General features: G+C 69.1%; 25 protein-coding genes and 2 pseudogenes. 10 read left to right on the forward strand and 17 right to left on the reverse strand.

What is annotated here, in order from left to right; all coding sequences use genetic code 11:
- The first annotated feature begins 232 nt into the window (after positions 1-232).
- Entirely contained in the window at positions 233-1039 is an 807-nt protein-coding gene (locus tag OG594_RS16835; RefSeq protein ID WP_266599633.1) for an SDR family NAD(P)-dependent oxidoreductase, read from the forward strand.
- Between the two features lie 150 nt (positions 1040-1189).
- Entirely contained in the window at positions 1190-1972 is a 783-nt protein-coding gene (locus OG594_RS16840; protein ID WP_266599635.1) for a GNAT family N-acetyltransferase, read from the forward strand.
- Positions 1973-2073: 101 nt separating this feature from the next.
- On the opposite strand, the gene OG594_RS16845 is transcribed toward OG594_RS16840, so the two are convergent.
- Together OG594_RS16845 and OG594_RS16850 are read right to left on the reverse strand one after the other, a co-directional pair.
- Positions 2074-4092: an APC family permease gene (locus tag OG594_RS16845; protein WP_266599637.1), complete on the reverse strand. Its 2019-nt coding sequence runs from the start codon at positions 4090-4092 to the stop codon at positions 2074-2076.
- 126 nt (positions 4093-4218) lie between these two features.
- Entirely contained in the window at positions 4219-4779 is a 561-nt protein-coding gene (locus OG594_RS16850) for a hypothetical protein (protein ID WP_266599639.1), read from the reverse strand.
- A gap of 264 nt (positions 4780-5043) precedes the next feature.
- Here OG594_RS16850 and OG594_RS16855 point away from each other — a divergent pair, with 264 nt between their 5' ends.
- Positions 5044-6621 (forward strand): hypothetical protein, encoded by a 1578-nt coding sequence (locus OG594_RS16855; RefSeq protein ID WP_266599646.1) that lies wholly within the window; start codon positions 5044-5046, stop codon positions 6619-6621.
- Between the two features lie 9 nt (positions 6622-6630).
- Here OG594_RS16855 and OG594_RS16860 read toward each other — a convergent pair whose 3' ends face one another.
- The 4 genes from OG594_RS16860 to OG594_RS16875 form a co-directional block, all read right to left on the reverse strand.
- Positions 6631-6984, reverse strand: a complete 354-nt coding sequence (locus OG594_RS16860; RefSeq protein WP_266599648.1) for a hypothetical protein — start codon at positions 6982-6984, stop codon at positions 6631-6633.
- Positions 6981-7808: an alpha/beta fold hydrolase gene (locus OG594_RS16865; protein ID WP_266599650.1), complete on the reverse strand. Its 828-nt coding sequence runs from the start codon at positions 7806-7808 to the stop codon at positions 6981-6983. The genes OG594_RS16860 and OG594_RS16865 overlap by 4 nt, the downstream gene beginning before the upstream one ends.
- Positions 7809-7825: 17 nt before the next feature.
- Positions 7826-8602, reverse strand: a complete 777-nt coding sequence (locus OG594_RS16870) for a GNAT family N-acetyltransferase (RefSeq protein WP_266599652.1) — start codon at positions 8600-8602, stop codon at positions 7826-7828.
- A 160-nt stretch (positions 8603-8762) separates the two neighbouring features.
- Positions 8763-9569 carry an SDR family NAD(P)-dependent oxidoreductase gene (locus OG594_RS16875; protein WP_266599654.1) on the reverse strand — a complete coding sequence of 269 codons (807 nt, stop codon included), beginning with the start codon at positions 9567-9569 and terminating at the stop codon, positions 8763-8765.
- A 711-nt stretch (positions 9570-10280) separates the two neighbouring features.
- Between OG594_RS16875 and OG594_RS16880 the strand changes: the two genes are divergently transcribed.
- The 5 genes from OG594_RS16880 to OG594_RS16900 all read left to right on the forward strand — a co-directional run bounded on the left by OG594_RS16880 (position 10281) and on the right by OG594_RS16900 (position 15353).
- Positions 10281-10595 (forward strand): hypothetical protein, encoded by a 315-nt coding sequence (locus OG594_RS16880; RefSeq protein WP_266599656.1) that lies wholly within the window; start codon positions 10281-10283, stop codon positions 10593-10595.
- 564 nt (positions 10596-11159) lie between these two features.
- Positions 11160-11597: a hypothetical protein gene (locus OG594_RS16885; protein ID WP_266599658.1), complete on the forward strand. Its 438-nt coding sequence runs from the start codon at positions 11160-11162 to the stop codon at positions 11595-11597.
- Positions 11598-11627: 30 nt separating this feature from the next.
- Positions 11628-13862, forward strand: a complete 2235-nt coding sequence (locus OG594_RS16890) for a hypothetical protein (RefSeq protein ID WP_266599660.1) — start codon at positions 11628-11630, stop codon at positions 13860-13862.
- Positions 13862-14860 carry a hypothetical protein gene (locus OG594_RS16895; protein ID WP_266599662.1) on the forward strand — a complete coding sequence of 333 codons (999 nt, stop codon included), beginning with the start codon at positions 13862-13864 and terminating at the stop codon, positions 14858-14860. Before OG594_RS16890 ends, OG594_RS16895 begins: the two co-directional genes overlap by 1 nt.
- A gap of 334 nt (positions 14861-15194) precedes the next feature.
- Positions 15195-15353 carry a hypothetical protein gene (locus OG594_RS16900; protein ID WP_266599664.1) on the forward strand — a complete coding sequence of 53 codons (159 nt, stop codon included), beginning with the start codon at positions 15195-15197 and terminating at the stop codon, positions 15351-15353.
- Here the strand turns inward: OG594_RS16900 and OG594_RS47375 are convergent.
- The 8 genes and pseudogenes from OG594_RS47375 to OG594_RS16935 all read right to left on the reverse strand — a co-directional run.
- A pseudogene (locus tag OG594_RS47375) lies at positions 15298-15489 on the reverse strand (hypothetical protein); the annotation flags it as partial. The gene OG594_RS16900 and the pseudogene OG594_RS47375 sit on opposite strands and share 56 nt — an antisense overlap.
- A gap of 84 nt (positions 15490-15573) precedes the next feature.
- A complete protein-coding gene (locus OG594_RS16905) occupies positions 15574-16365 on the reverse strand; it encodes an ABC transporter permease (protein ID WP_266599666.1) in 792 nt (263 codons plus the stop codon).
- The gene (locus OG594_RS16910; RefSeq protein WP_266599668.1) at positions 16362-17348 is read right to left on the reverse strand and encodes an ATP-binding cassette domain-containing protein; all 987 of its coding nucleotides are present in this window, start codon (positions 17346-17348) and stop codon (positions 16362-16364) included. The genes OG594_RS16905 and OG594_RS16910 overlap by 4 nt, the downstream gene beginning before the upstream one ends.
- A 325-nt stretch (positions 17349-17673) precedes the next feature.
- On the reverse strand, positions 17674-18000 hold the full coding sequence (locus OG594_RS16915) for a DUF1048 domain-containing protein (protein ID WP_266599670.1): 327 nt from the start codon (positions 17998-18000) through the stop codon (positions 17674-17676).
- Position 18001: 1 nt separating this feature from the next.
- Complete coding sequence (locus OG594_RS16920; RefSeq protein ID WP_266599672.1) at positions 18002-18358, reverse strand: DUF1048 domain-containing protein; 357 nt, start codon at positions 18356-18358, stop codon at positions 18002-18004.
- Positions 18355-18681 (reverse strand): PadR family transcriptional regulator, encoded by a 327-nt coding sequence (locus OG594_RS16925; protein ID WP_266599674.1) that lies wholly within the window; start codon positions 18679-18681, stop codon positions 18355-18357. The genes OG594_RS16920 and OG594_RS16925 overlap by 4 nt, the downstream gene beginning before the upstream one ends.
- A gap of 171 nt (positions 18682-18852) precedes the next feature.
- Positions 18853-19161, reverse strand: a complete 309-nt coding sequence (locus tag OG594_RS16930; protein WP_266599676.1) for a MerR family transcriptional regulator — start codon at positions 19159-19161, stop codon at positions 18853-18855.
- A 141-nt stretch (positions 19162-19302) separates the two neighbouring features.
- Complete coding sequence (locus OG594_RS16935) at positions 19303-19584, reverse strand: MerR family transcriptional regulator (protein ID WP_266599678.1); 282 nt, start codon at positions 19582-19584, stop codon at positions 19303-19305.
- Positions 19585-19638: 54 nt separating this feature from the next.
- Between OG594_RS16935 and OG594_RS16940 the strand changes: the two genes are divergently transcribed.
- The gene (locus OG594_RS16940) at positions 19639-19923 is read left to right on the forward strand and encodes a hypothetical protein (protein ID WP_266599680.1); all 285 of its coding nucleotides are present in this window, start codon (positions 19639-19641) and stop codon (positions 19921-19923) included.
- 136 nt (positions 19924-20059) lie between these two features.
- On the opposite strand, the gene lysA is transcribed toward OG594_RS16940, so the two are convergent.
- On the reverse strand, positions 20060-21394 hold the full coding sequence (gene lysA, locus OG594_RS16945; protein ID WP_266599682.1) for a diaminopimelate decarboxylase: 1335 nt from the start codon (positions 21392-21394) through the stop codon (positions 20060-20062).
- Between the two features lie 13 nt (positions 21395-21407).
- Positions 21408-21773 carry an SAV_915 family protein gene (locus OG594_RS16950; protein WP_266599684.1) on the reverse strand — a complete coding sequence of 122 codons (366 nt, stop codon included), beginning with the start codon at positions 21771-21773 and terminating at the stop codon, positions 21408-21410.
- A 438-nt stretch (positions 21774-22211) separates the two neighbouring features.
- Here OG594_RS16950 and OG594_RS16955 point away from each other — a divergent pair.
- A pseudogene (locus tag OG594_RS16955) lies at positions 22212-22658 on the forward strand (dihydropteroate synthase); the annotation flags it as partial.
- Positions 22659-23088: 430 nt separating this feature from the next.
- On the opposite strand, the gene OG594_RS16960 reads toward OG594_RS16955, so the two are convergent.
- Positions 23089-24612, reverse strand: coding sequence for an aldehyde dehydrogenase family protein (locus tag OG594_RS16960; RefSeq protein ID WP_266599686.1), 1524 nt, complete (start codon positions 24610-24612; stop codon positions 23089-23091).
- Positions 24613-24625 lie beyond the last annotated feature (13 nt).

A 24625-nucleotide genomic window follows, 5' to 3' on the forward strand; every position in this document is an offset into this window, starting at 1 on the left:
CATCGGTCAGCGCCACGACGACCGGCCACCGCATCGGGTGCCGTCGGCGAAGCGCCCTGTTCACCTTCCGTGCGCTAGCACCCGTCGACTCCCGGCCCGTCCCTTTGGGGCCCGCCGCGGACACGTGTACCGCCGGGCGTGCTGACGCCCCCGTACGTGATACCCGTCCACCATCACCGTATGGCCGCTTCCCGCACGGGGTTGCGTCCATGCCCTTCCCCTGGAACCACTCATGCCTTCATTCCTGTCCGGCCGCACCATCCTGGTCACCGGCGCCACCTCCGGCATCGGATACGAGACCGCCCGCCGGCTCGCCGAGTGCGGCGCGACGGTCCTGCTCCACGGCCGTACGCCTGCGGAGGCCCGGGCAGCTGTGGACCGCCTCATCGCCACCGCTGACGTCGACGTGGACATGCTGCGCCCGTGTGCGGCGGACTTCGCGCACCTCGACGAGGTGGAGCGGCTCGCGAACCGGATCACCGCCGGGTACCCGCACCTCGACGTCCTGGTCAACAACGCCGCCGTCGCGGCGCCGGAGCGCCACACCGTCACCCCGGACGGCAACGAGCTCTCCTTCCAGGTCAACTTCCTCGCCCACTACCTGCTGACGAACCTGCTGGAACCGGTCCTGACCACCGACCCGGGCGGCCGCGTCGTCAACGTCTCATCCTCGATGCACCGCACCGCTTCCATCATGTGGAACGACCCCAACCGGACCCGCCGTTACTCCCGCCTCGCCGCGTACGCGCAGTCGCAGCTCGCGCTCACCGTCTTCGCCTCTGACCCGCGTGTTACCGCCGTCTCCGTGAACCCGGGCGTGTGCGAGACCGCCCTGAGGCCGCTGTACGGACACGAAGGCGCGACGCCGTCCGAGGGGGCCGCCCACGTCGTGCGGCTGTGCGACCCGGCGGTCGAGATCGTCAACGGGGCCTACTACGACAGGAGCGAGCGGATGGAGCCCGCCTCCGGCGCGACCGAGGAGCGTACGGTCAAGCGGCTGAACAAGCTCGCCGACGTGCTCGTCGGCCACTCTGCCTGAGGGCGCGAGCCCGACGCGCGAACAAAGCCAACCACGGCCGCAAGGCCGGCCAGCGCCTGACTTCCCGCTCGCGCTGGTTCCCCCGCGGGGGCGGCCCACCGTCCCGGGCCGCCCCCGCACCTCTTCCCTTCCACCTAGGCGGCATCCGTCGTGATCCAGCTCCTTCCCACCCGTCTCCCCGCCCTCGCCCGCTGGTTCCCCGGCGGGGCCCCGGGTGTCGCGGCCCTCCCCGAGCACGTCATCGCCACTGGCGCCGGTCAGTGGTGGGCTGACCGTGCGGTGGACCCGCGGGTCGTGGCGGTCTCCAGCGGGGATCACGTCCTGCTGCGAGGAGACCCGGGCGTGTTGTCTCCCGAGGCCCTCGCTCCCTTCGCGGGCAGGTACATCGAGGCCCCGGCCCGCTTCGTGCCCGCCCTCGGGGGCGCGTTCGCGCGCGTCGATCCGTGGGAGCGCATGGTCTATGTACACCAGGCGCCCGCTCTGGCCGCCCGCCCGGCACCCGGGATCACGGTGCGCCGGCTGACCCCGCAGGACGCGTCGGCACTCGTCGCTCTCGGACCCGAGGCGGCCTGGATCCACAGGACCTGGGGCGGCCCGGAGCAGCTCGCCGCCTCGGGACTCGGCTGGGGAGCCTTCCACCGGGGCCGCGCCCTCTCGGTGGCCTGCACGTACTTCCTCGGCAGCGGGTATGAGGACGTCGCCGCTCTTGCTGACCCCGGCCACCGTCGGCAGCACCTCGCGCTCGCCTGCGTCACCGCGCTGTGCCAGGACATCGCCGCCCGCAGCCGTACGCCCAGCTGGACCTGCTCCCGCGACAACCGCCCCAGCCGCCTCCTGGCATGGTCGGCGGGCTTCCGCCTGACCCGAGAGTACGTGCACTATGCGACCGGCCCCGCTCGCCGTCTGACGCTCGCCAGGGGAGAGGCTGCGTGAGCTCGTAGGGGAACTCCTAGGGTCTGTCCGGTTACGGGGAGGGAGCTGTGGCTTTGGTGGGCCCATGCACGGTCACTGCGGCGGGGCGATGCGCGAGGCGGTCACCGCGGGGTCTCGGAATTCCGGGTGGGTTCTCCGCGGCGGACGGAGCCGGGGGCGCGGGCGGCGGGGTGGTCGGCGTGCGCAGAGGAGGTCAGCTGCCACGGGACGCTGGTGACCATGACGCCCGGGGTGAAGAGCAGCCGGCTCTTCAGCCACAGCGCGGACTGGTTGTGGAGGAGGTTCTCCCACCAGTGGCCGACGACGTACTCGGGGATGAAGACGCCCACCACGTCACGCGGACTCTCCCGCCGGATCGAGCGGACGTACTCGACGACGGGGCGGGTGATCTCACGGTACGGGGAATCGAGGATCTTCAGCGGGATCTCGATCCCGTACTCCTCCCACTGCCGCTTCAGTGAGTCCGCCGCCTCGCGGTCCACGGAGATGGTGAGCGCTTCCAGGTGGTTCGGGCGGAAGGCCCGTGCATAGGCCAAGGCCCGCAGGGTCGGCTTGTGGATGGTGGAGACCAGCACGATCGCGAAGACCCGGGGCGGTGGTGCCAGCTCTCTTCGCGGATCGGTGACGGTCAGCTCGGCCGCCGTACGGTCGTAGTGGCGCCGGATACCACGCATCATCACCCACAGAACGAGCGCGGCGAGTACGGCGAGCCAGGCGCCCTGGGTGAACTTGGTGGCCAGCACGATCACCAGGACCAGCCCGGTCACGCACGCGCCCAGGCCGTTGACGGACCGGGCGACCTGATGGCGGCGGCGCACCGCCGGGTCGGTCTCGGCGTGCAACTCGCGGTTCCAGTGCCGGACCATGCCGAGCTGGGAGAGCGTGAAGGAGGTGAACACGCCCAGGATGTACAGGTGGATGAGGTCGGTGACGTTGGCCTTGTAGACCCACAGCAGCACTGCGGCGACGGTCGCGAGCGCCAGGATGCCGTTGGAGAACGCCAGCCGGTCGCCGCGGTTGTGCAGCTGCCGGGGCAGATAGCGGTGCTGGGCGAGGATCGAGGCGAGCAGCGGGAAGCCGTTGTAGGCGGTGTTGGCCGCCAGGATCAGGATGAGCGCGGTCGCCGCCTGCATGAAGTAGAAGCCGAAGCTGTCCGAGCCGCCGAAGACGGAGGCCGCCAGCTGGGCGATCACGGTGCGCTGGGTGTACGCCTCGCAGTCCGCCAGCCCGGTCAGCCGGCAGGGGTCCTCGACGATGTGCACCTTGGCCACCATCGCAAGGGTGGTGACGCCCACGAACATGGTGATGGCGATGGCGCCCATGGCCAGCATGGTCTTCGCCGCGTTGACGGACTTGGGCTTGCGGAAGGCCGGCACGCCGTTGGAGATCGCCTCAACGCCGGTCAGAGCCGTACAGCCGCTGGAGAAGGCCCGCAGCACGAGCATCAGCAGGGCGAACCCGGCCAGGCCCGCGTCGGCGGGGTCCGGCTCGATGCCGTACGCGGCGCTCTCCGCGACCGGGGCGTCGCCCAGCAGATAGCGGAAGAGCCCCGTCCCCACCATGATCAGCACGCCGCCGATGAAGAGGTACGTCGGCGTGGCGAAGGCCCGCCCCGACTCGCGGACGCCGCGCAGATTCATCGCGGTCAGGAGCGCGACGAAGCCGACCGCGAGTCCCACCCGGTGCGCGGCCAGGCTCGGCAACGCCGAGATGATGTTGTCCACGCCCGAGGCGACCGACACGGCCACCGTCATCACGTAGTCGACGAGCAACGAGGCGGCCACCACGAGACCGGCAGAGGGCCCCAGGTTCGTCGAGGCGACCTCGTACGATCCGCCGCCGCTGGGGTACGCGTGCACGACCTGCCGGTACGAGAGCACCACCACGGTCATCAGCAACACGACCGCCAGCGCGATCCACGGAGTGAAGTGCAGATAGGCGAGGCCGCCCAGCGTCAGCACCAGCAAGATCTCCTGCGTGGCGTACGCCACCGAGGACAGCGGGTCGGAGGCGAAGATCGGGAGCGCGAGGCGTTTGGGCAGCAGGGTCTCGCCCAGCTCCTCGCTGCGCATCGCCCGGCCGATCACAAGACGCTTCAGCAGACCCGTCACGTTGAACACGGCGCGAGCGTAGGCACAGAGACTGCGGCCCGTGCACGCGCGGCATGAGGAGGCCGCCGAATGATCCCGGATGGAAGGAGGAGAGGCCTGCAAATGGCCCTGGGGTGCCCGGTGCCCGAGCGCTGGTCAGTGCAAGCCGGAGACTTTGAAGACCGTATGCGCCGTCTCGCGGTCGATGCGCTCTGCCAGCTGGTGCAGCGCGGTCACGCCACACGCCAGCGTGCCGCGCTGGAGCGACGTGACGGTGTCCGCGTCGAGACGCCGCCACAGCGCAGGATTGCGGGCGAGGACGGTGGGGTCGATCTCGACCCCGCTGCCATCCACGTCCCGCAGGACCATGCGCTGAGCCACGCCATCGAACCAGTGGACCGAGACGAGGGAATCGGTACGGACACTGTGCTCGACCAGCAGTCCGCGGACGATCAGCAGGCCGGGGCGCGCAATGACCTTGGGCGGCAGCAGGATCACGAAGAAGAGGGCGGCCAAGCCGGTCCAGAGGGCGGCACGGGGAATACTGAGGTAGCCGGCGCCCGTGTCCACCACGAGCAGGGCCGCCAACAGCAGGGAGGCGGCGCGGATCGCCGTACGTCTCTCACCTGCCCAGTGGATGTCGTATGCGCACGGTCCAGCAGGGTTCGCGCGCTCCGCACGCGCACCGGTCGCAGACAGTGTGAAGCGTCGTCCCATGAGGATGACGCTATGGCGGCTGGACCCATCGGAGCCGAACCCTGACGGCTTACTGACGCCGTGGCGCGGATTCCTGACGGACTCCTATTGGCGATCTGCCAACGTCGCACGAGCGCGGAATCGCGGTACTGTCAAGGGCACGTCAAAATTCCGATCTCCCCGCGTATGGGTGTCATCAACACGCCGGTCCTTTCGAACAGTTGAGCCTGATGCTGACGTGAACACGGGACGTACAGCGGCCCCGGGTGGGAGGCTGGAGGGCGTGTGACGATCACCGCCGGTACCGAGCACGGCCAGGGGGCGGGGGCCCCGGAGACTGCTGCGGAGATCCCCGTACCCGACGTTCCGAGCTGGCTGGTCCCTGGAGCGGCGGACGGAGGGGAACCACGAGGAAGGCAGCCGCGGCGGTCTCCGCTGACCGTTGCCCGGCCGGCCCGCCGGCTCACCGACCGCTACTGGGGCACCCTGCCCGGCCGCCTGCGCCTCGCCCGAGCGGCGTGCGTACTCCTCGCCACCGGGCTGCTGATCCTGCTCGCGGTCGCGGCGACTGGAGCGGCCGCCACCTGGAACCAGACGGCGCAGCGTGACGTGCCCCGCACCCTCTCCGCGACCCAGCTCAACCTCGCGCTCAACGACATGGACGCACAGGCCGCCAACATCCTGCTCTCCAGCGGCGATTCAGGGTCTGGTAAGAGCCGCCTGGAGGAGTCGTACACGAAGGCCAACGGCTTCTACAAGGACGCCCAGCAGACCATCAGCCGCTCGCTGCGCACGCTCGCGGCCGCCTCGGAGGGCGACCCGGCCACCGAGTCTGTCGTCGTGGGACTCACCGACGACTTCGCGCACTACCAGGAGCTGATCGGGCGGGCACTGGAGAACGACAGCCACCCCGGCGGCAAGGACGCCGCCCGCGAGGACTACCGGACCGCGACCGACCTCCTCACCGGCCGACTGCTCCCGGAGGCCCGCAAGCTCGTCGACGCCAACGACGCGGTGTACGAGCGGCAGTACGATGCGGCGCGGGGCGACCTCACCGTGCAGCGGACAGCTGAAGCCGTCCTCGGGGTAGTGCTGGTCGCCGCACTTGTCCTGCTCCAGATCCGTCTCGCCCACCGCTTCCAGCGGGTCTTCAACCCGGGGCTGATCGCCGCCACGCTCTGCGCCGTGATCGCGCTGCTGTGTGGTGCACAGTTGCTCACGATCAACGACGAGCAGATGAAGGTGGCCCGCCGGGACTCCTTCGATTCCGTCATCGCACTGTCACGGTCCAAAGCGATCGGATACGACGCCAACGCGGACGAGAGCCGCTACCTCCTTGACCCCGGCCGTCGGCCTGACTACGAGCGGACCTTCCTCGACAAGTCACAGCAGCTGTACGGAATCACGGGCGCGGGACTCGACACGTACGACCAGCGGCTCGACGAGACCTGGGCCGCGTACCGGAAGAACCACGAGGACAGACGGTTCACCGGCGAGTACCGGCGCGAGCTGGACAACATCACCTTCGCGGGGGAGCGGGAGGCGGCCGAGAAAACGGTCGCGGCGTACGCCGTGTACCAGCGCGACGACCGGACCTTCCGGCGCCTGGTGGCCGAGGGGAAGACCCAGGAGGCCACGGTCTTCTGCGTCGGCTGGGCAGCGGACACCTCCAACGCCCACTTCGGGGAGTGGATGAAGGCCCTGGACCAGGTCACTGCCACCAACCAGCGGCACTTCGACCGGGCCGTCGACGAGGGACGCGGGGCGCTGACCACGCTGGCCCCGGCGGCCGGCGCGGCGCTGCTGCTTGTGGCCGGGCTGACCGTCCTCGGCCTGCGACCCCGACTGGCCGAGTTCCGGTAGGGCTCCGGTTCAGGACAGGTCCAGGGACAGGTCGTACGGGAACGCCTCGCCGTCCCGGAGGAAGGTGAGCCGTGCCTGGAGGTGGCGTGCGGTGGGCGGGGGTGCAGGACGGGCGGTGATGGTGCCTTGGGTGCGGCGGCGGTCCGGGCTCGTGTCGTAGACGCCGCCCCAGTCCACGTACGTGTTGCCGAGGTCGTCCTCCGCGTCGAGGGTGAGCAGTACGGACTGCGGCAGCGCCGGGGTGACGATGTAGCTGATGCTGAACGAATCGGCTTCCAGAGTGAGTCCCCGAACGGCGAGCTCATGCCACCCGCCGAGGACGGCGATGGCGGGCAGGCCGTCGTGGCCGGGGTTCCGGCTCATACGAGGGCCGCCAGACGGTCGGGGTGTTCCTCGACGGCGAGGTGTCCGGCGTCGGGGATGACGTGCAGGCCGGTGCCGAGTGTTGCGCGGACGACACGGGCGAGTCGTCGCGGTGGCAGGAACGTGTCGTGCGCACCGGTGGCGACCAGTCGGGGAATCGCTCGCGGGGGCAGGTCAGCCGTTCCGGGGGCTCCGCTGGAGCGGGAGTGACGCGCGACCAGTGTCATCCACTCCACCAGTTCCGCGCGCGGCTGGTGGCCGGGCGCGAGCATGGCTTGCAGGAGCCGGGTGCTGCGGGCTGGGGTCGGCCGCATGAACCAGGCGGCTGAGGCGCCTAGCAGGCCGGGGGTCAGGCGCAGCCTGCACAGTCCCCCAGGGGAGACGAGGACGAGCCGGTCGATGCGCGGTGACGGGCTGGAGAGTGCGATCGCGGCGCCGAAGGAGTGGCCGATCACCACCGTGGGCCCCGCCGCGGCCGCCTGGAGCACCTCGCTCAGCCAGGCGCCGTACCAGGGAAGGCGGACGCCGGAGATCGTGCGCTTCTCGGAGCTGAGGCCGGGCTGTCCGGGGACGTCCGCCATGACGAGCCGGTGTCCGGCCGCGGTCAGGGCCGTGGCCAGCGGCAGGGACGCGGCGGCGCTGAAGTTCGTCCCCGGTACGAAGACGACCGTGGTCGGGCCGGATCCGGCGGTCACCAGGTGGGTCAGTGCTCCGTTGGCGGTCACCTGAGACCGCTCGTGCGGCACCGGCCACGCGTCGAGCTGGTCGGTGCACCAGCGGTGGATGTGCTCCCGGCCCGCCGCACTGCGGTATATGGAGTCCATCGGGCGAGTATCGCTCCTCATCCTGCTGCCGTTCTTCCGGTGGCGGCAGGAGCACCGACCGCGTAGTGGCCGTACTCGCGTTCGGCGCGGAATCCCGCGCTGGAGGCGAGCAGGCGACCGGCCCGGTTGCCTACTGAGCAGGTCCAGCTGGGGGTGCGCCGGCGGGTGGCTATGTCCGAGCACAGTGCGTCGACACAAGCGAGTGCGAGGTGCTGAAGGCGGGGGTCGGGCACGGAGACGCAGGCGATGTCCTCGTAGGCGGTGCCGAGGAAGTAGGTGCAGGCCACGGCCACGACGCGGCCGCCACGGAACGCAGCCCAGGCGTAACCGGAACGGGCGAGCGCGTCCTGGCCGCCCCAGGTGCGGTGGATCAGGTCCATCGCGGGCGGCAGCGTGCGGAGCGCCCGGGCGTCCTGAGTGGTCAGCCGCCTTAGCGTGATCCCCCTCGGGCGTGGTGCGGCCGGTGCCGTGGTGCGCTTGACGTACACCGTGCGCTGCCAGGGCACGACGCGGTCGAACGCGGCTCCGATCAGCGGCCGGAACTGGCCCGGTGCCTCGATGTACCGGTGGGCGAAGTGCGCCAGGTCCTGGGGTGTCAGCGCTTGCGGGTCCCCGAGCAGCAGTACGTGGTCCCCGCATTCGGCGGCGATGACGCGTGGCTGGATGACGCGGTCCACCCACCAGCGGCCGGCATCGGTGGTCAGGACGTGCTCGGTCAGGGCGCCCGAGCCCGGTGCGCCGACAGGGAACCAGCGGACGAGGCCCGGAAGTCGGTGGGAGGGCAGGTTGATCACGGTGCTTCCTCGCGGGGGCACGAAGGTGGGGCGGCCCTGTCGGAGGGCCGCCCCACGGGGTGGGCTGATGGCTAGCAGGAGGGCTTGCTGCCGTGGTTGGAGCCCTTCTTGCGGCGGGCCCTCTTCTTGCGTGCGCGCTTGGACATGTCTGTGGACCCCTTCAGGCGGTGTGGCCGACGAGGAGGTCGGCGAGCTTGTTGAGGCGCTTGACGGTCCGGTCGTCGGTGGCGGCCGCGGCCGGTCTGACGTGCTCGGAGCGGTCGTAGTAGGCGCCGTTGACGATTTCGGTGGCCGGGTCGCAGAGGCGGACGACGTGCTGTGCCCCCTCGGAGGCGGGCGCGCCCTCGTTCCCGTACAGCGGGAGGAGCCCGGTGTCGCAGATCCCGGGGTTGACGGAGACGGCGGTGACACGCGGGTCCGCGGCGAAGACGGTGAGTGCCAACTGGGACTGGGCGTAGGCGGCGAGGCGGGAGTAACGGCGCAGTCGCTGCGGGTCGTTCCACTGGATGGTGGCCGTGCGGTGAAGCGCGGAGGAGACGTTGACGACGCGGCCGCCCGGGTCGGTGGTGAGCGCCGACTCGAGCAGGTTTGTCAGCAGGTAGTGGGCGAGGAAGTTGACCTGGAAGGCGATCTCGTTGCCGTCGGCCGTGACGGTGTGGCGCTCAGGCGCGGCGATGGCGGCGTTGTTGACGAGCACGTCGAGGCGCGGGTGCTCGCGTACGACCGCGTAGGCCAGGCTCTCGACCTCGTCGAGGTGGGCGAAGTCGGCGGCGAACGGCCGCAGGTACGAGCCGTTGATGCCGACAGTGGTGATCAGCCGGTCGGCGGCGGCCTGCGCCTCATCGGGGGTGCGGCCGTGCAGGAGGACGGTGGCGCCGCGCTCGGCGAGCTGGCGGGCGGTCTCGTAGCCGATGCCGGAGGTGGCGCCGGTGACGAGGACGGTACGTCCGGACAGGGATGAAGGCATGTCGGATTCCTGGAAACGGGCATGGCTGACGTGCCTGTCGCCCCGGCGGGACGCGGGGCACGGGTTCAGTTCATGCGGTGAAGGAGGGGATGCGTACGGCGCCCCGAACAACGCCCTTCAGGCGGTGGTGGCAGGTACGCAGACGACGCGCGACCGATTTCAGACGGCCGGGCGGGCAGCGGGCGCTGCCGGCGGCACCGGATTCGGTGGCCGGTCGTCGTAGCGCGGACCGCTGTTCATGAACCCATCCCAGCGCATCCGACCTGCGGAGACAAGTTTCCGAACGGGCCTTTGACGCCTCCTTTATGCACGTCATCAGGGGTGCGTCAAGATCGATCGCTGCGCGGAAGGAAGGCGTCAAGGAGTGCTGCCAGGGCTGTGTTGACGGGAGAGACTGATGCGGCGACGGACCGGGATGACGGTCCGTGGCGCGCGGCTGGAGGCGTGTGACCTGAACACCGCCGAAGGACGCAAGGTCCGGGCCGTGGGGGGCCGGGCCGACGCACCGCGTGCCGATCCCGTCACACAACACATGAGCCGCCCGGCTCCCGGGGTGGGGATTCCGGGGCCGGCGGCTCACGTGGTCTGCTTGATCGTTCAGGCTTGTCCGGCCGATCACGGGGCCCGCGGTGAAGCCCGTGGCCGCGAGGTGTGCCAAGTGTCGTGATCACGCTCGCGTGCGGCGCGGGTCAGCCGCGAAGGAGAAAGAACTTGAAGCTGTACCTCGCCGCACCTCTGGTTCTCATCGCTTTCCTCATCGCCGCATCCGGGATGGCGGCGCTCACCCGTGGCTGGGTGCTCCCCATGAACCGGCGCCACGTCCGCAGCCCCCGCCTCTATGGCCTGGGCCAGCTGGTGGCGGCCCTCGCGCTGTGCTGGCAGGTGGTCTTCGGGCTGGTGATCAGCGACGCAGGCACCCGGCACTGGGGCACCCTGACCGGTGGCGCGCTTCTCGTCGCCGGCTTCGTCGTGATGCTGGTGGGCCAGCTCGCGGGAGGTGGCCGGGCGGGCAGTGGCACACCTTGAGGAAGCCGCTGACAGGCGGATCGCCGAGGCGTGGCACCGGGCGACCAGGCGCTGCTGCTCCAATCCCCAAGACTTGTCCGGGCGGTCATGCCCGGAGGTGGATGACGACGGACAAGACGGTTGTGGTGATGGCGTGCCGGATGCCCCATCGCCGCAGGTACTCGCGACAGGGGCGTTGCTATCGATAATCCCCACGGCCAGGGTGACAGGCTTCCTGCGTGGCCTGGCCGACCCACCTACACCCGGTGGGCGGCCAGCTCTGCCATGAGGTTTCGTCCTGGTGTTGCAGCGGTTCGACCCTTGCACGCCGATGACATGAGCGGCGGCTCGCCAGCTTCTACAACCCGCGCAGGCGGCCAGCCCGCCCCCATGTCTGTCGCCCTGCACGCCGCGCGGAATGTGCCTCTTCGGCGCCATCGATCTTCGTGCAGGCAGTGAGCCGCTATGAGCCGCAGCGGCCCTCGCGAGTGGCCGATGACCTCGAGGGCCACCGGTGCTGCGGGCTTGGTATGTGTGCAGTTGCTATGTCTATGATCACGAGAGATCGATGGGGGAGGGACCAACATGGGGGATTTCGAGCGGGAGTGGGGCCAGTCGCGCGCTGACGCATCGGGTCAGCAGGTCGATATGCGGTTGAACGGAACAGGTGCTCCGGCGGGGCCGCTCGCACCTGGGGGATCGGGGACCTTCGGGTCCACGCCGGCGGAGAAGACGGCGGCTGCGTACACGATCGAGAATGAGCTCGAGGATAAGACGAAGTCGTCCACGGAGCACGCGGACGAGGCGACGAACACCACGGTCAAGGGCTTTGACGGGTGGGACACCGCAGCGGGCCTGAAGAAGGTCGCGGATACCTGGGACAAGCAGGTCGCGGTTCTGATGGGCCGACTTGGTTCGGAAAAGATTGCCCTGCGGGGTGCATCGGGTCTGTTCGTGCGCAATGACATCGGTCTGGGTGACCAGTTCCGGCCGATCGGCCAGTCGAAGCTCCACGGGATATAGGGGTAGTAGGTGCTGACGTACAACGAAGTGATGACGACGGATCTGGGCCTGCTGACGACGGCGGCCGACAAGTGGGAATCCATGGCCGGCGAGATCAAGAAGGTCGAGGACCGATACAAGGACACGGTTCAGAAGATCACGATGGGCCCGGACTGGACCGGCGTCAGCGCCGGCGTCGCCCACACCAACTTCGCCGGCACACGCTACGAATACGCTGCTGCCCAGACCCAGGCGAAAGCCGTGGCCTCTCTGCTCCGTGACGCCCACACCCAGTTCGTCGACCTCAAGAGGAGGCTCGATTCCGTCTGCGCGGATGCCGTCAAGGAGGGATTGGTCGTCGATTCCCGGGGGAGCGTGCGGCAGGACGAGAGCAAGCTCACCGGTCAGGATCGCATGTACCTGCGGGATCACCCGGAGGCCGTGGCCGCGCTGAACAAGACGATCGAGGCCTGGGCCCAGCGGATCAAGGACCTCGTTCAGGCCTTCGACGACGCTGATCAGGGCGTCAAGTTAGCCCTCGAAGCCGTCGGTGTCGACAGCAACAAGGACGCCTTCGGCAAGGGTGCCGACGACCAGCTCAACGGCTTCAACGCCGGCGCGCAGGGCGACATCGAGGTCTACGAGGCCCGCAACGCCGAGGACATCGCCACCCGCATCAACAGCGGCGAGAAGGTCTCCGCCGCCGACTACGCCGAGCTGAACCGTTCCTTCCGTGACAACTCCTCGCGTCCCGAGTTCACCCAGACCTTCCTGAACGGCATGGGCGCCGAGAACACGCTGAAGTTCACGAACAAGCTCAACGATCACGCGCACGGCGACGACAAGGGCAACAAGCAGCGCTACCTGGACCTGCAGAAGGGCCTCGCCAACTCCCTGTCGAACGCCATGCAGGACCCGAAGTCGCAGTTCTACAAGGACTTCCGCGCCGAGCTGAAGACGGCGGGCCTGGACACGTACGACCTCAAGGTCGCCGGCGAGGCAGTCAACACGGTGGCCAAGGGCCACGGTCAGGAGGTCCGCGGCTACCAGAGCCTGGTCACCCTGATGCAGCAGGGCGACGGCTACTCCGCTCCCTTCCTCCAGGACCTCGCGACCGACATCCGCAAGGCCGAAGACAAGAAGCAGGGCGGCAACCCGGACGTCTGGGACCTCTACGGCGACTACAACGGCAAGGACAGGGGGTGGTTCGCCAACGACCCGCTCGACGGAGTCCTCGGCATCATGGGTCGCGACCCCGCCACCTCCACCTCCTACCTCGACCCGGGACCCGACGGCAAGAACGACAACCTCCAGTACCTGCTGAAGGACCGGGACTGGGACATCACGAACACGACGAACTGGCGCGGCAACATCGAATTGGACGGCACCGACAAGGTGGACGGAGACAACCGGATCGGGCTGGGTGCCGTCATCGAAGCCGGTACCACTGGGCATCCGGCCGGAGACACGACGCAGCCCAGTGATGGCAAGCACAGCGTGAGCGAGGCCCGCGTCATGCAGAGCACGGTGCACCTGCTCGACCAGGACACGAAGGGCGACAGCATCGAAGCCAACCTCCGTGACCCGTTGGCACGCTCCCTTGTCGACTACGCCCCCGACACCCACAACACCCTCACCCACGACCCGCGGTACGCCCACGTGTCGGGTGGACAGGTACTCCAGGACGGCGACGGAGGCCACTTGAACGTCGCCCAGGACTCCCTCACCCGGGTTCTCCGCGGCGTCTCCGACAATCCGGAGAACTTCGCGCACCTCTACGATGCCGAACGGGCTCAGGCCGCCCGCTCTCTCGCCGGAGCGGACCCCGCCTACAGCAACAACAAGGACTGGGAGAACCGGACCGCCGACGTCGGCATGGGCGCGGGCGTGTTCAACGCGATCGGCGTCGACGTCATCCTTGACGACCGGGATGCCAAGAAGGCATGGATCGATGACGTGGCCCGTTACTCCTACCACGGGGCGGGCGCACCCCTGACCCTCATCCCCGGGATTGGCGACACCGCTCAGCGCATGGTGGACGCGGCCACCTACGAATGGTCGAAGGACGTCAAGGCGGAGGCGGACCAGGTGGCAAACGTCGGCGTGGCCAAGGAGATGGGCGCCAAATCGCAGGGCTCCCACGACCTGATCAACCAATGGGCCAACGGCCGCGGAAGGGACCCCATGACGGACAGCGTCGTCAACTACCTCCGTGACCAGTCGGACCTCCACTACAGCGCCTCTCGCAACCAAGCCCTCGCCGACCTGCACAGGGGACTGTCCTGATGAAGAAGTCCATCGCGGCTGCCGCGGCCGTCGCCGTCCTGGCAGCCGGAGGCGGCATCGTGTACGCGACGGGAGCGTTCGACAGCTGGCGGGACGGCCGGGCACTGGCCGACGCCTGCGGTGAGATGGTGGACGCGTCCCAGATGGAACGACTTCTGGGTGCCGACCGGGTAAGCGGCAGAAACATGGGCAGCCTCGGCTGCCGCGCTTTTGATCCCGGTGGCAAGGCATCGTTGACGGTGACGGTGGAACGCGGCTCCAGCCCCGACTCGGTCGTGCTGCACACCCAGCAGATCCTCGCCAGGGACCAGCAGTCGCTCCTCGTGCCGGTCGGCGGCGGCTGGCCCGTCATGGTGTCGATCGGCGGCGGCGCGGAATCGTACGCTACGGCCCTGCTGCCCTGCGGCAAAGTGATGTCCGAGGACGATCTCGTCCTCAGCATGACCGCAGTGCGATCCGGGAGCGGCGGGGGAGTTCAGGAGCGACGCGAGGCTCTGGCTGCGTTGGTGACCCGCGCACTTGAGCGGGCCGCCGCGGCAGAGGGCTGTGAGTCGGCGGACAGGGACAAGCCTCACGTACGTGCTGGAGCGTTCGCGGATCTGCAGAAGTCCGGCGAAGCGACCGGCACCTGCCGGGAAACGGGTCTGCCGAGCTATGAAACGGAGGCGGACGGCACCGCTCCCATCGAGCAGTGCGTCCTCGCCGGTGACGGCGGGGAGCGCACCTTCCGTCTCGCCGCCTACTACGGACCGTACCCCACCGCCCCGCGCCGAGACCCGCTCCGAGGCCCGTACGACTACGTCGGCCCCTCGGGCACCACCGAGTCCAAGTCCTGGACGACGGCCAGCTGCGCTGCGGGACAGGCACTGTACACGATGGAGGCACTCGACCCGCGCACCCCCGCCTCCGACCAGGTACGTCAGGCCTTCCGCGCATTCGCCGCGGAGTCGGCCACGCGACACGGGTGCGTCGCCCCCCTCGGGGTCGACCAGCCATGAGCCGTGCCGTGCCGGTGAAGGGACCGCCGCCGGAGTACGCCTGGGACTGCTGGGCGCCGTAGCGGCATCGTTCTTCCACGGGCGGGAGACGTCCCCGCCCTGCAACGGTCTGGCCGAGGACGCGCAAGTCCAGACGTCGGTGGGAGCGGCACAGGCCATCGTAGAAGCGACCACGGGCCGCGAACCCGGCCGTCACACCCAAGCACAGGCGCACGCGATGAGAGACGTCCTCGTCGCGCTCGGCCTCGGGGCATAGAAGAAGCTGGACCTCGGCCCGGCGCTGCGTGTTCCCGTCGCCAAGGCCCTGGCCGACTACGCGCCCGACCTGCACGAGGTGCTCGCCGGCCTTGGCAGCGAGTACGTAGTGAAGACGGGCGGTGACACCCTGCGCGGGGAAGCCGACGGTACCTACCACCTGTTGGTCTACAACATCACGTTCAGGGAGATCCTGCGCGCGGTGTCCGAGGACCCGGAGGGGGGTGGAGCGACGTAGTCAGGCGGGACGCGGGTCGGGCGATGCTGGTCCGGTGCTGCCGGTGTCCCTGGCCGTAGGCGAGTTCGAAGGTGATGTCCTGGAGCAGGGCTGCGGGGGTATGCGTTGAGAGCCGCACGGTCCACGTTGGCTGGTGGCGATCAGCCCTGCCACCGGCCGGGCATACGGCTGCAGATCTGCACGCGGACGGGGCTGGAGGCGGCCAGCGCGGTCGTCTCGGTTACTTCGGGTGGCGGTTGAACTGCGCCGTCGACCAGCGGTAGCCGAGCGCGATCAGGCCGACGCACCAGGCGATCGCGATCCAGCCGTTGTTGCCGATTTCGGTGCCGAGGAGGAGGCCGCGGAGGGTCTCGATGGCGGGGGTGAAGGGCTGGTACTCAGCGATCGGCCGGAACCAGCCCGGCATCGTACCGGCCGGGATGAATGCGCTGGAGATGAGCGGCAGGAGGATCAGCGGCATGGCCATATTGCCGGCCGCCTCGGGGTTCGGACTGGCCGCGCCCATGCCGACCGCGATCCAGGTGAGTGCCAGGGCGAACAGCGTGATCAGCCCGAACGCCGCGATCCACTCCAGTGCCGTGGCGTCCGTGGACCGGAAGCCCATCGCCACCCCGACGGCGCCGACGAGGACCACGCTCATCACGCACTGCAGCACGCCGCCGACGACATGCCCGACGAGCAGAGAGCCCCGGTAGATCGCCATCGTGCGGAAGCGGGCGGTGAGGCCCTGGGTCATGTCCACGCAGACGGACACCGCGGCCCCGATCACGGTGCTGCCGACGGTCATCAGCAGCAGGCCGGGGACGATGTAGGCGATGTAGTCGGAGCGGTCCGCGCCGCCGCCGCCGATGCCGGCGCTCATCACGTCGCCGAAGATGTAGACGAAGAGCAGCAGCATCATGATCGGCGTGAGCAGCAGGTTCAGGGTCCCTGACGGGCAGCGCCATGCGTGCAGGAGGTTGCGGCGCAGCATCGTGTTCGAGTCACGTACAGCGAGGGAGAGGGAGCTCATCGGACGGTCTCCTTGGGCTGGTTGGGGACGTTGGCTGGGCCGGTCAGGGCGAAGAACACGTCGTCGAGGTCGGGGGTATGGACGGTCAGTTCGTCCGCCTCGATGCCGGCGGAGTCGAGCCAGTCGAGAATGGAGCGCAGTTCGCGCTGACTGCCGTCGCTGGGGATGGACAGCGACAGTGCCTCGTCGTCCCGGGTGACCTCGCGCAGGGCGTCAGCGGCGGACTGGTACGCGACCGGGTTGGTGAAGCGGAGCCGGACGTGCCCGCCCGGGACGAGCCGCTTGAGCTCCTCGGCGGTGCCCTCGGCGACGATCTTTCCGTCGTTCAACACAGCAATGCGGTCGGCCAGTTCGTCGGCCTCATCCAGGTACTGGGTGGTGAGGAAGACGGTGACGCCGTCGGAGACGAGGCCGCGGATGATGCCCCACATGTTGTGGCGGGAGCGTGGGTCGAGCCCTGTCGTCGGCTCGTCGAGGAAGATGATCCGCGGGCTGCCGACCAGCGTCATAGCGAGGTCGAGGCGGCGCTTCATGCCGCCGGAGTAGGTCGAGGCGGGCTTCTTCGCGGCCTCTACCAGGTCGAAGCGCTCTAGGAGTTCGGCGGCGACCCGCCGTCCCTCGCTCTTGGACAGGTGGTGCAGGTCCGCCATGAGGAGCATGTTCTCCTCGCCGGTGATCAGTCCGTCGACGGCGGAGAACTGCCCGGTGACACCGATCGCGGCACGGACCGCCTGTGGGTCGGCAGCCAGGTTGTGCCCGCCGACGTGCAGGTCACCGGCGTCGGCGGTGATGAGCGTGGACAGGATCTTGACGGCGGTGGTCTTGCCAGCGCCGTTCGGGCCGAGCAGCGCGAACACGGACCCGGCCGGGATGTGCAGATCGATCCCGTCGAGGACGAGCTTTTCGCCGTATGACTTGCGTAGCCCGACGGCGGAGACGGCGGTCGGCGACGAATGACCGTCACCTTGCCTGGATGTGGGCATGACAGATGAAGGCATGATGGCTTCCTTTCGGAGGCTGGAGACGCAGGGGAGTGGAGGCTCTCGGAACCCGGTTTGAGTGACCGTCCGTACTGCACTTCAGTCGTGTCGTCCTGGGGAATGGTGTCGAGCGGCCCGCCGCCGGAGACCTGCTCGCCGGGGGCATGGGCAGGACTGAGCCAGGTATCGCCAGTCTGCTCGACCACCTCGGTGGACAGGATCTGCGGCGGCTTCCGGTGACCGGTCGGCTCGCGCCTGTTCGCGCTGCGCCGAGGCGAACGAACCGTGCGTGCGGGCTACTACGCCCACTGGCATGAGGCGACGGGTGTTACTTCTCGGCCGTACCGGGTTCCCTGCTGATGGACTCCTGGTAGGCGTCCGCGTAGGTGCGTGAGTCCTTGATCAGGTCGTCGCAGAACGCGGCGACGTCGTTGCCGATGAGTTCCAAGACTCCCTTGCCCGAGGCGACGCCTTCCTCGAAGAAGTCGACGATCCCGGGGAGCAGGGGGCCGTCAGGCAGGTCGATCGGTCCGACCTTGAACAGGTACTTCTGCATCTCCTTGTAGACGATCTGGTAGTCCGGCGGGAGCGCCTTGACCCGGGCCATGTGCGCCCGCCACTGCTTCTTGCCCTCGATGATGTCCTGGATGCCCACGTCAGCCTCCCAGCCGGCTCAATTTCCTTGCGACGTTCCTGTTCAACTGCTCGCGCCACCGGTCGCGATAGGTTCGGGCCCCTTCGCCGCCGGCCAGTGCCGTGCAGAAGCCTCGGATGTCGTCGCCGAGTACCTCCTGGATGCTCTGCCCGTCCGCCGCTGTTTCTTCGAGCAGGCCCAGGGCGGCGTCGAGGATCGGCATCAGGTTGCGGCCGGTGAAGTCCCCGTGGGGGAAGAGGCCGCCCTTGATCTGTTCCCACGCCGCCCGGTAGTCGTCTGGCAGGGCCTTGGCCCGGGCTTCGAACGCCTTCCATTCCCTGGTGAGATCGCTGCCTGTGATGGTCTCCCAGAAGTTCATCTCCCGCCCTCCTTGAGCTTGTCGATGCGTGATGAGACGTATTGCCATTTCGCCCAGAACTTCGCGAGTTCCTCGCGGCCGGCGTCGTTGAGTGCGTAGAACTTGCGTGGGGGGCCGACCCCGGATGGTCGTTTCGTCACCTGGACGAGTCCGTTCCTCTCCAGTCGCAGCAAGATGGTGTACACCGTCCCCTCGACGACGTCGGCGAAGCCGAGCTCGTTCAGCTGACGGGTGATGGCGTACCCGTAGGTTTCCTCGCTGCCGATGATCTCGAGCACGCACCCTTCGAGCGTGCCCTTCAGCATCTCCGTCAGGTCGTCCATCGCAAGTCTTCCTCCTCGGCGTCACCGGTACTACGTAGTACCGAGTACAGCTATACGGTATCACCGAGTAGTGGAGGGTGCCAGCGATCGGCGAGTCGCGTTCACGGGTGCCTGGGGCGCAGCCGACTGTGTCGGGATGCGCGTCGCGCGGGTCGCTCCAGGGTGCTTACGTCATGCGTTCAGTTGGGCGCGGATGAGCGAGTCGAGTCGTTCCCATGCCGGGGATGAGGCGTTGACCGTGCCCTGGATGAGGGCGGGGATCTCGGAGTCTGCATCCAGGCCGGGAAGCTCGTTGGACCCGTAGCGCTCCCGGTTGGCCTCGGCGATGCGGCGGGCGAGGTCGTGGAGGCGCGGGTCGTCGGCGTCGAGGTCGTACGCGTGGTCGTAGGCGAGGAAGAGCTGCCGTAGGGTCGGGTCGGCCAAGATGTCGGCCTGGTCGTGAAACAGGATGGTCGCGCGGTCCGGGTGGGTGGCGAACACGAGGATCCACAGGTCGCGTTGCAGGTCCAGTCACCTGGATGTGAACCCCCAACGGGCCAGGTCGTCCAGATGGGAGGCGACTTCGTCGGGCAGCGGCAGCAGGCGTCCGGCGGCGAGCTGGCGCAGGCGGCTCTGTGTTTCCTACAGGCTGCGGATGCGGGCGTCGAGTTCGTCGTCGATCTCGCCCAGCGCCTGCCGGAGTTCCTCCTCGCCCGCCGCTCTCAGATTGCGAATACGGGCCAGCGGGACACCGGCTTCGGCCAGCGTCCGGATCTTGATCAAAGCGACGGCGTCGTTCGCACCGTAACGCCGGTAGCCGGACGCATCGCGGTCGGGCTCGGGGAGCAGCCCCTTGTCGTGGTAGACGCGGACGGTCTTGATTGACACTCCGATGTAGCCGGCCAACTGCCCGATGGTGATCACCTGGCCATCGTCCCACTTGACCTTGCCCCTGGGGCAGGGCTGCAGTATGGCGTCATGGACAACACGAATGTTGATCGGGAGACCCTCCGCGAGCTGGCCGACGAGGGCAACGAGACCGCACTGGACCGGCTGGCTGATCTCGCGGACGCGGCCGGAGACCTCGCGGAGCTGAGCGACCTGTTGGACGAGGGATCCCGACACGCCGGGCTGCTGCTCACGCGACGCGCGGCCGCAGCCGGTGACCTGCGTGAGCTGCAACGGATCTCCGACGCCGGATACGAAGAGGCCGGAAAGGAGCTGGACCGGCTGCTGCAGGCGCCGGGCGGTCATCAGGGCTGACGATCCGCCCGGCCGCAGCACCTACGCGATCGCAGCTCGGATGGCTACGCGTCGCGATCGTCCATGACCACTTCTTCCCGCATCTCACCATGAAGACAGGAAGAAGCGCAGGCGGCGAACGTGCCTTGGCGTGGCCTTAGACGCCGATGTCCCGGCTCCGGTAGTCCTGCAGGGTTTCGCGCCGGACAAGGAGCCGGGCAGTGCCCTCGTGGACGGCGACGACGGCGGGGCGGCCGACCAGGTTGTAGCCGGATGCCATGGACAGCTGGTACGCGCCGGCCACCGGAACGGCGAGCAGGTCGCCGGGGCGGATGTCGCCGGGCAGGTGCACGTCGGTGGCGAGGACATCGCCGGCCTCGCAGTGGCGGCCGACGACCATGGTCGTACGGGGTTCGGCGGCCGAGGTGCGGCTGACCAGGCGGGGCGCGTAACGCACCCCGTACAGGGCGGGCCTAGGGTTGTCGCTCATGCCGCCGTCGACGGCGACGAACACCTTATCGCCGGTGTGCTTGACGGCGAGCACCCGGTACAGGGCGACTCCGGCCGGCCCGACGACGGCCCGCCCGGGCTCGATGAGGAGCCGTGGGGCGGTCAGCCGGGCAGCAGCGCAGCCTTCGATGAGCTCCGCGCGCAGCCGTCGGGCCAGCGCGGTGAGGTCCAAGGCGGGTTCTCCGGGCCGGTAGGCGATGCCGTGGCCGCCGCCCATGTCCAGCTCGGGCAGGACGACGCCGTACGCGTCGCGGATGCGCGCCATCAGCCCCACCATCCGGCGCAGGGCCACCAGGTAGGGCTTCACCTCAGTGATCTGCGATCCGATGTGACAGTGCAGGCCGGTCAGTTCGAGCTGCGGCTGGCCGAGGATCCGCTTCACGGCGTGCTGCGCGCCCCCGTCGGTGAGGGACAGGCCGAACTTCTGGTCGTCCGTACCGGTGCGGATCTTGTCGTGGCCGCCTGCCGAGACTCCCGGCACCACGCGCACCATGACCTTCTGGCGCCCGCCCGGGCCTACGGCGGCCGCGATCCTGGCGATCTCGGACGGACTGTCGATGACGATCCGGCCCACGCCGAGGCGCAGCGCCGCCTCCAGGTCGCGGGGCGACTTGGCGTTGCCGTGCAGCACGATGCGCTTGGGCGGGAAACCGGAGGTGACGGCGAGCTCCAGCTCCCCGGCCGAGCACACGTCCAGGCCCAGTCCCTCCTCGTGGACCCACCGCACCATGGCGCGGCACAGGAAGGCTTTGGCGGCGTACAGCACGTCGGCGTCGGGGAAGGCGTCCCGGTAGGTCCGGCAGCGCCCGCGCACCTCGCCCTCGTCCAGTACGTAGGCCGGTGTGTCGAACCGGTCGGCGATCTCGGCGAGGGGGACTCCGCCGACGGCTAGGCCGCCGTGCGGGAGTCGGGTGGTGGACGCGGGCCACACGGTCAGCCCACCGGCAGCGGCCGGAGCATTGGGGAGGTCAGTGATGGTCATGGTGGGGTCCCCTTCAGACGAGCCGGGTGGCGACGTCGGGACCCTGCGGCGCCGGCGCGGTGACCGAACCGGTCGCCATCGCCGGCGCGGTGACCGCAGGAGCGGTCAGGGTCGGATCGATCGTTAGTAGCGACGCTCCTACCGGCTCCGCGATTGCACGGAGCGCGGACTCGGAGAGACGGATCCAGGGCCGGTTGTCCCCGAGGGTGGCGGCCAGCTGCTCCGCACTTGTGAACCCCACGGCGGTACGGGCTCCGAGCGGGGTGCGGAACAGGCGTACCACCACCTCAGCCCTTCCTGGCAGGACCGGCACGTACAGGGGTCCGGCCGGGACGCGTTCTTCAGGCTCCGGTTCGTCGTCGTACTGGAACAAACACATGGGGCCCTCCCAGAGGAACCACGAGTGGCAGGTGAGGCCCGGATGCGGGGAGGCAGTCCGGGGCGCGACTCCGAAGCTATCCCCGCTTCCCCGCGCCGATGGTCACCCCATGACGGGACCTTGACGACGGGCGACCAAGTCCATACGGATCACTGACGGCCCGAGGCGCAGGCGTCAGGAACCCGCCAAATTGTTGCTCCTCCGCGTGAGAAGGCCATCAACAACCGCACCGCATCCTCCGTCGTCCCGTGGACGCGGTCAGGGCCGAAATCGCCCGGGTCCAGTTCTGCCAGTGGCTTCGGCATCGCCTGGTCACCCGCAAGAGGCTGCTCGGCGTGATCGATACGGAGTACACCGCCCTGGCGGGCGAAGCCCCGCCGCGCCGGTCGCCGAAGCGCGCGAGATCCCGGAGCGGACGGTCCTCAGCCGGTACCCGCCGGCACCGACATGGTCGACGTCGGCGGCGAATCGACCCGTCCCGGCACCCCCAGCGTCGAAGAGCGCGAGGAACTGGTCGTCCGGGGGCCGGCCGCCGAGGACGTCATGGTGTCCGGCGACACCATGCGCGCCAACATTGCCCGGCAGGCGGCAGAGGCGGGCGTGGCCCTCGTCAACGAATTCCGCCGCGGCCTGGCCGACCCCGCGGCCATCGCACCGGAGCGGCCCGTGGTCGACCCGGGACTCGGCCTCGCCAAGGAAGCACAGTCGTGATGGCCGGTGTGGCCGAACTCCGCACCCTTGGCCAACCGGTGCTGATCGGCGGCTCCGCAAACGTTCCTTGGGCACGTCCTCGCGGACACGGACGCGAACGGAACGCCACCACCGCCCGACCGCCGGGACGCGGCAACAGCCGACCTGTCAGCCATCGCTGCACACCAAGGCGCCGGGCGGCCCGAGTTCACGACGGACGAGCAACGCCGTGACGCGGTCAGGGTCACCCGCGCGCTCACTCGTCAGGCCTGCGGAGTCCCGAATCCGAGTGGTCTCTGCGCACGGAATGCCCGGAGCACCGCGCACCGACGCATGCCAGAGCGACGAGGGAGAAGCGCCGACAGATGTCCGGCACAGTCGAGAGCAGGGATGAAGCGGTCGACCGTGCGTCGGTGGGCCGGCTGGTTGCGAAGGTGGCCAGTGTCTGCTGGTATGCGCGGTGGACCGGCGATCGGGCTGGCCCGTGCACGGCCCGGATCTTCTCTATGAAGTGGGGTACTGGAGGCAAGTGAAACCTGAAATCACCTGACTTCGGGAGCTGTCGTGAGACCAGGGATCGGCGCCCGACCGGTCTTTTGTGCAGGTCAGACACCGTGCTCAAACTTTAGAAGAAGCCGATCTTTTTGGGGGAATAGCTTACTAATAAGTTCTTCGTCTGCTGGTAGTGCTCCAGCATCATCTTGTGGGTCTCGCGGCCGATGCCCGACTGCTTGTAGCCGCCGAAGGCGGCGTGTGCCGGGTACGCGTGGTAGCAGTTCGTCCAGACGCGGCCCGCCTGGATCGCGCGGCCCGCGCGGTAGGCGGTGTTGATGTCCCGCGTCCAGACGCCCGCGCCCAGGCCGTACGCCGTGTCGTTCGCGATCCGCAGGGCGTCGTCGAAGTCCTGGAACGAGGTCACCGACACCACCGGCCCGAAGATCTCCTCCTGGAAGATCCGCATCCGGTTGTCGCCCTCGAAGATGGTCGGTTGGACGTAGAAGCCACCCGCGAGATCACCTTCCAGGTGTCGGCGCTCGCCGCCCGTAAGGATCTTCGCGCCCTCCCGCTGGCCGATGTCCACGTACGACAGGACCTTCTTCAGCTGCTCCTCCGAGGCCTGCGCCCCGATCATCGTCTCCGTGTCCAGCGGGTGCCCCGGCACGATCAGTTCGGTACGGGCCACCGCCGCGTCGAGGAAGTCCCCGTACCGGCCCCGCTCGATCAGCGCGCGCGACGGGCTCGTGCACACCTCGCCCTGGTTGAGGGCGAACATGGTGAAGCCCTCCAGGGCCTTGTCGCGCAGGTCGTCGTCCGTCGACCAGATGTCGTCGAAGAAGAGGTTCGGGCTCTTGCCGCCGAGTTCCAAGGTGACCGGCTTCAGGTGCTCGGCCGCGTACTGCATGATCAACCGGCCGGTGGCGGTCTCCCCGGTGAAGGCGATCTTCGCCACCCGAGGACTGGACGCGAGCGGCTTGCCCGCCTCCTCCCCGAAGCCGTTGACGATGTTGACCACGCCCGGCGGCAGCAGGTCCGCCACCAGGCCCAGCCAGTAGTGCACCGACACCGGGGTCTGCTCGGCCGGCTTCAGCACCACCGTGTTTCCGGCCGCCAGAGCCGGGGCCAGCTTCCACACCGCCATCAGGATCGGGAAGTTCCACGGGATGATCTGTCCGACCACGCCCAGCGGTTCGTGGAAGTGGTAGGCGACGGTGTCGTCGTCGATCTGGCTCAGCGCGCCCTCCTGCGCGCGCAGGGCTCCCGCGAAGTACCGGAACTGGTCGACGGCCAGGGGCAGGTCGGCCGCCAGGGTCTCCCGCACCGGCTTGCCGTTCTCCCAGGTCTCCGCGACCGCGAGGGCCTCCAGGTGCTGGTCCGTCCGGTCCGCGATGCGCAGGAGGATCGACGCCCGCTCGGCGACCGACGTACGCCCCCACGCGGGCGCCGCCGCATGGGCCGCGTCCAGCGCCCGCTCCACGTCCTCGGCCGTGCCCCGGGCGACCTCCGTGAAGACCCGGCCGTTGACGGGGGAGGGGTTCTCGAAGTACCGGCCGCGGGCGGGCGGAACGTACTCGCCGCCGATGAAGTGGTCGTAGCGGGACGCGTACGACATGAGCGCCCCCTCGGTACCGGGCGCAGCGTAGCGGGCCATGGTGTCCTCCCCT

The sequence above is a fragment of the Streptomyces sp. NBC_01214 genome, assembly GCF_026340975.1.
Taxonomy (GTDB): domain Bacteria; phylum Actinomycetota; class Actinomycetes; order Streptomycetales; family Streptomycetaceae; genus Streptomyces.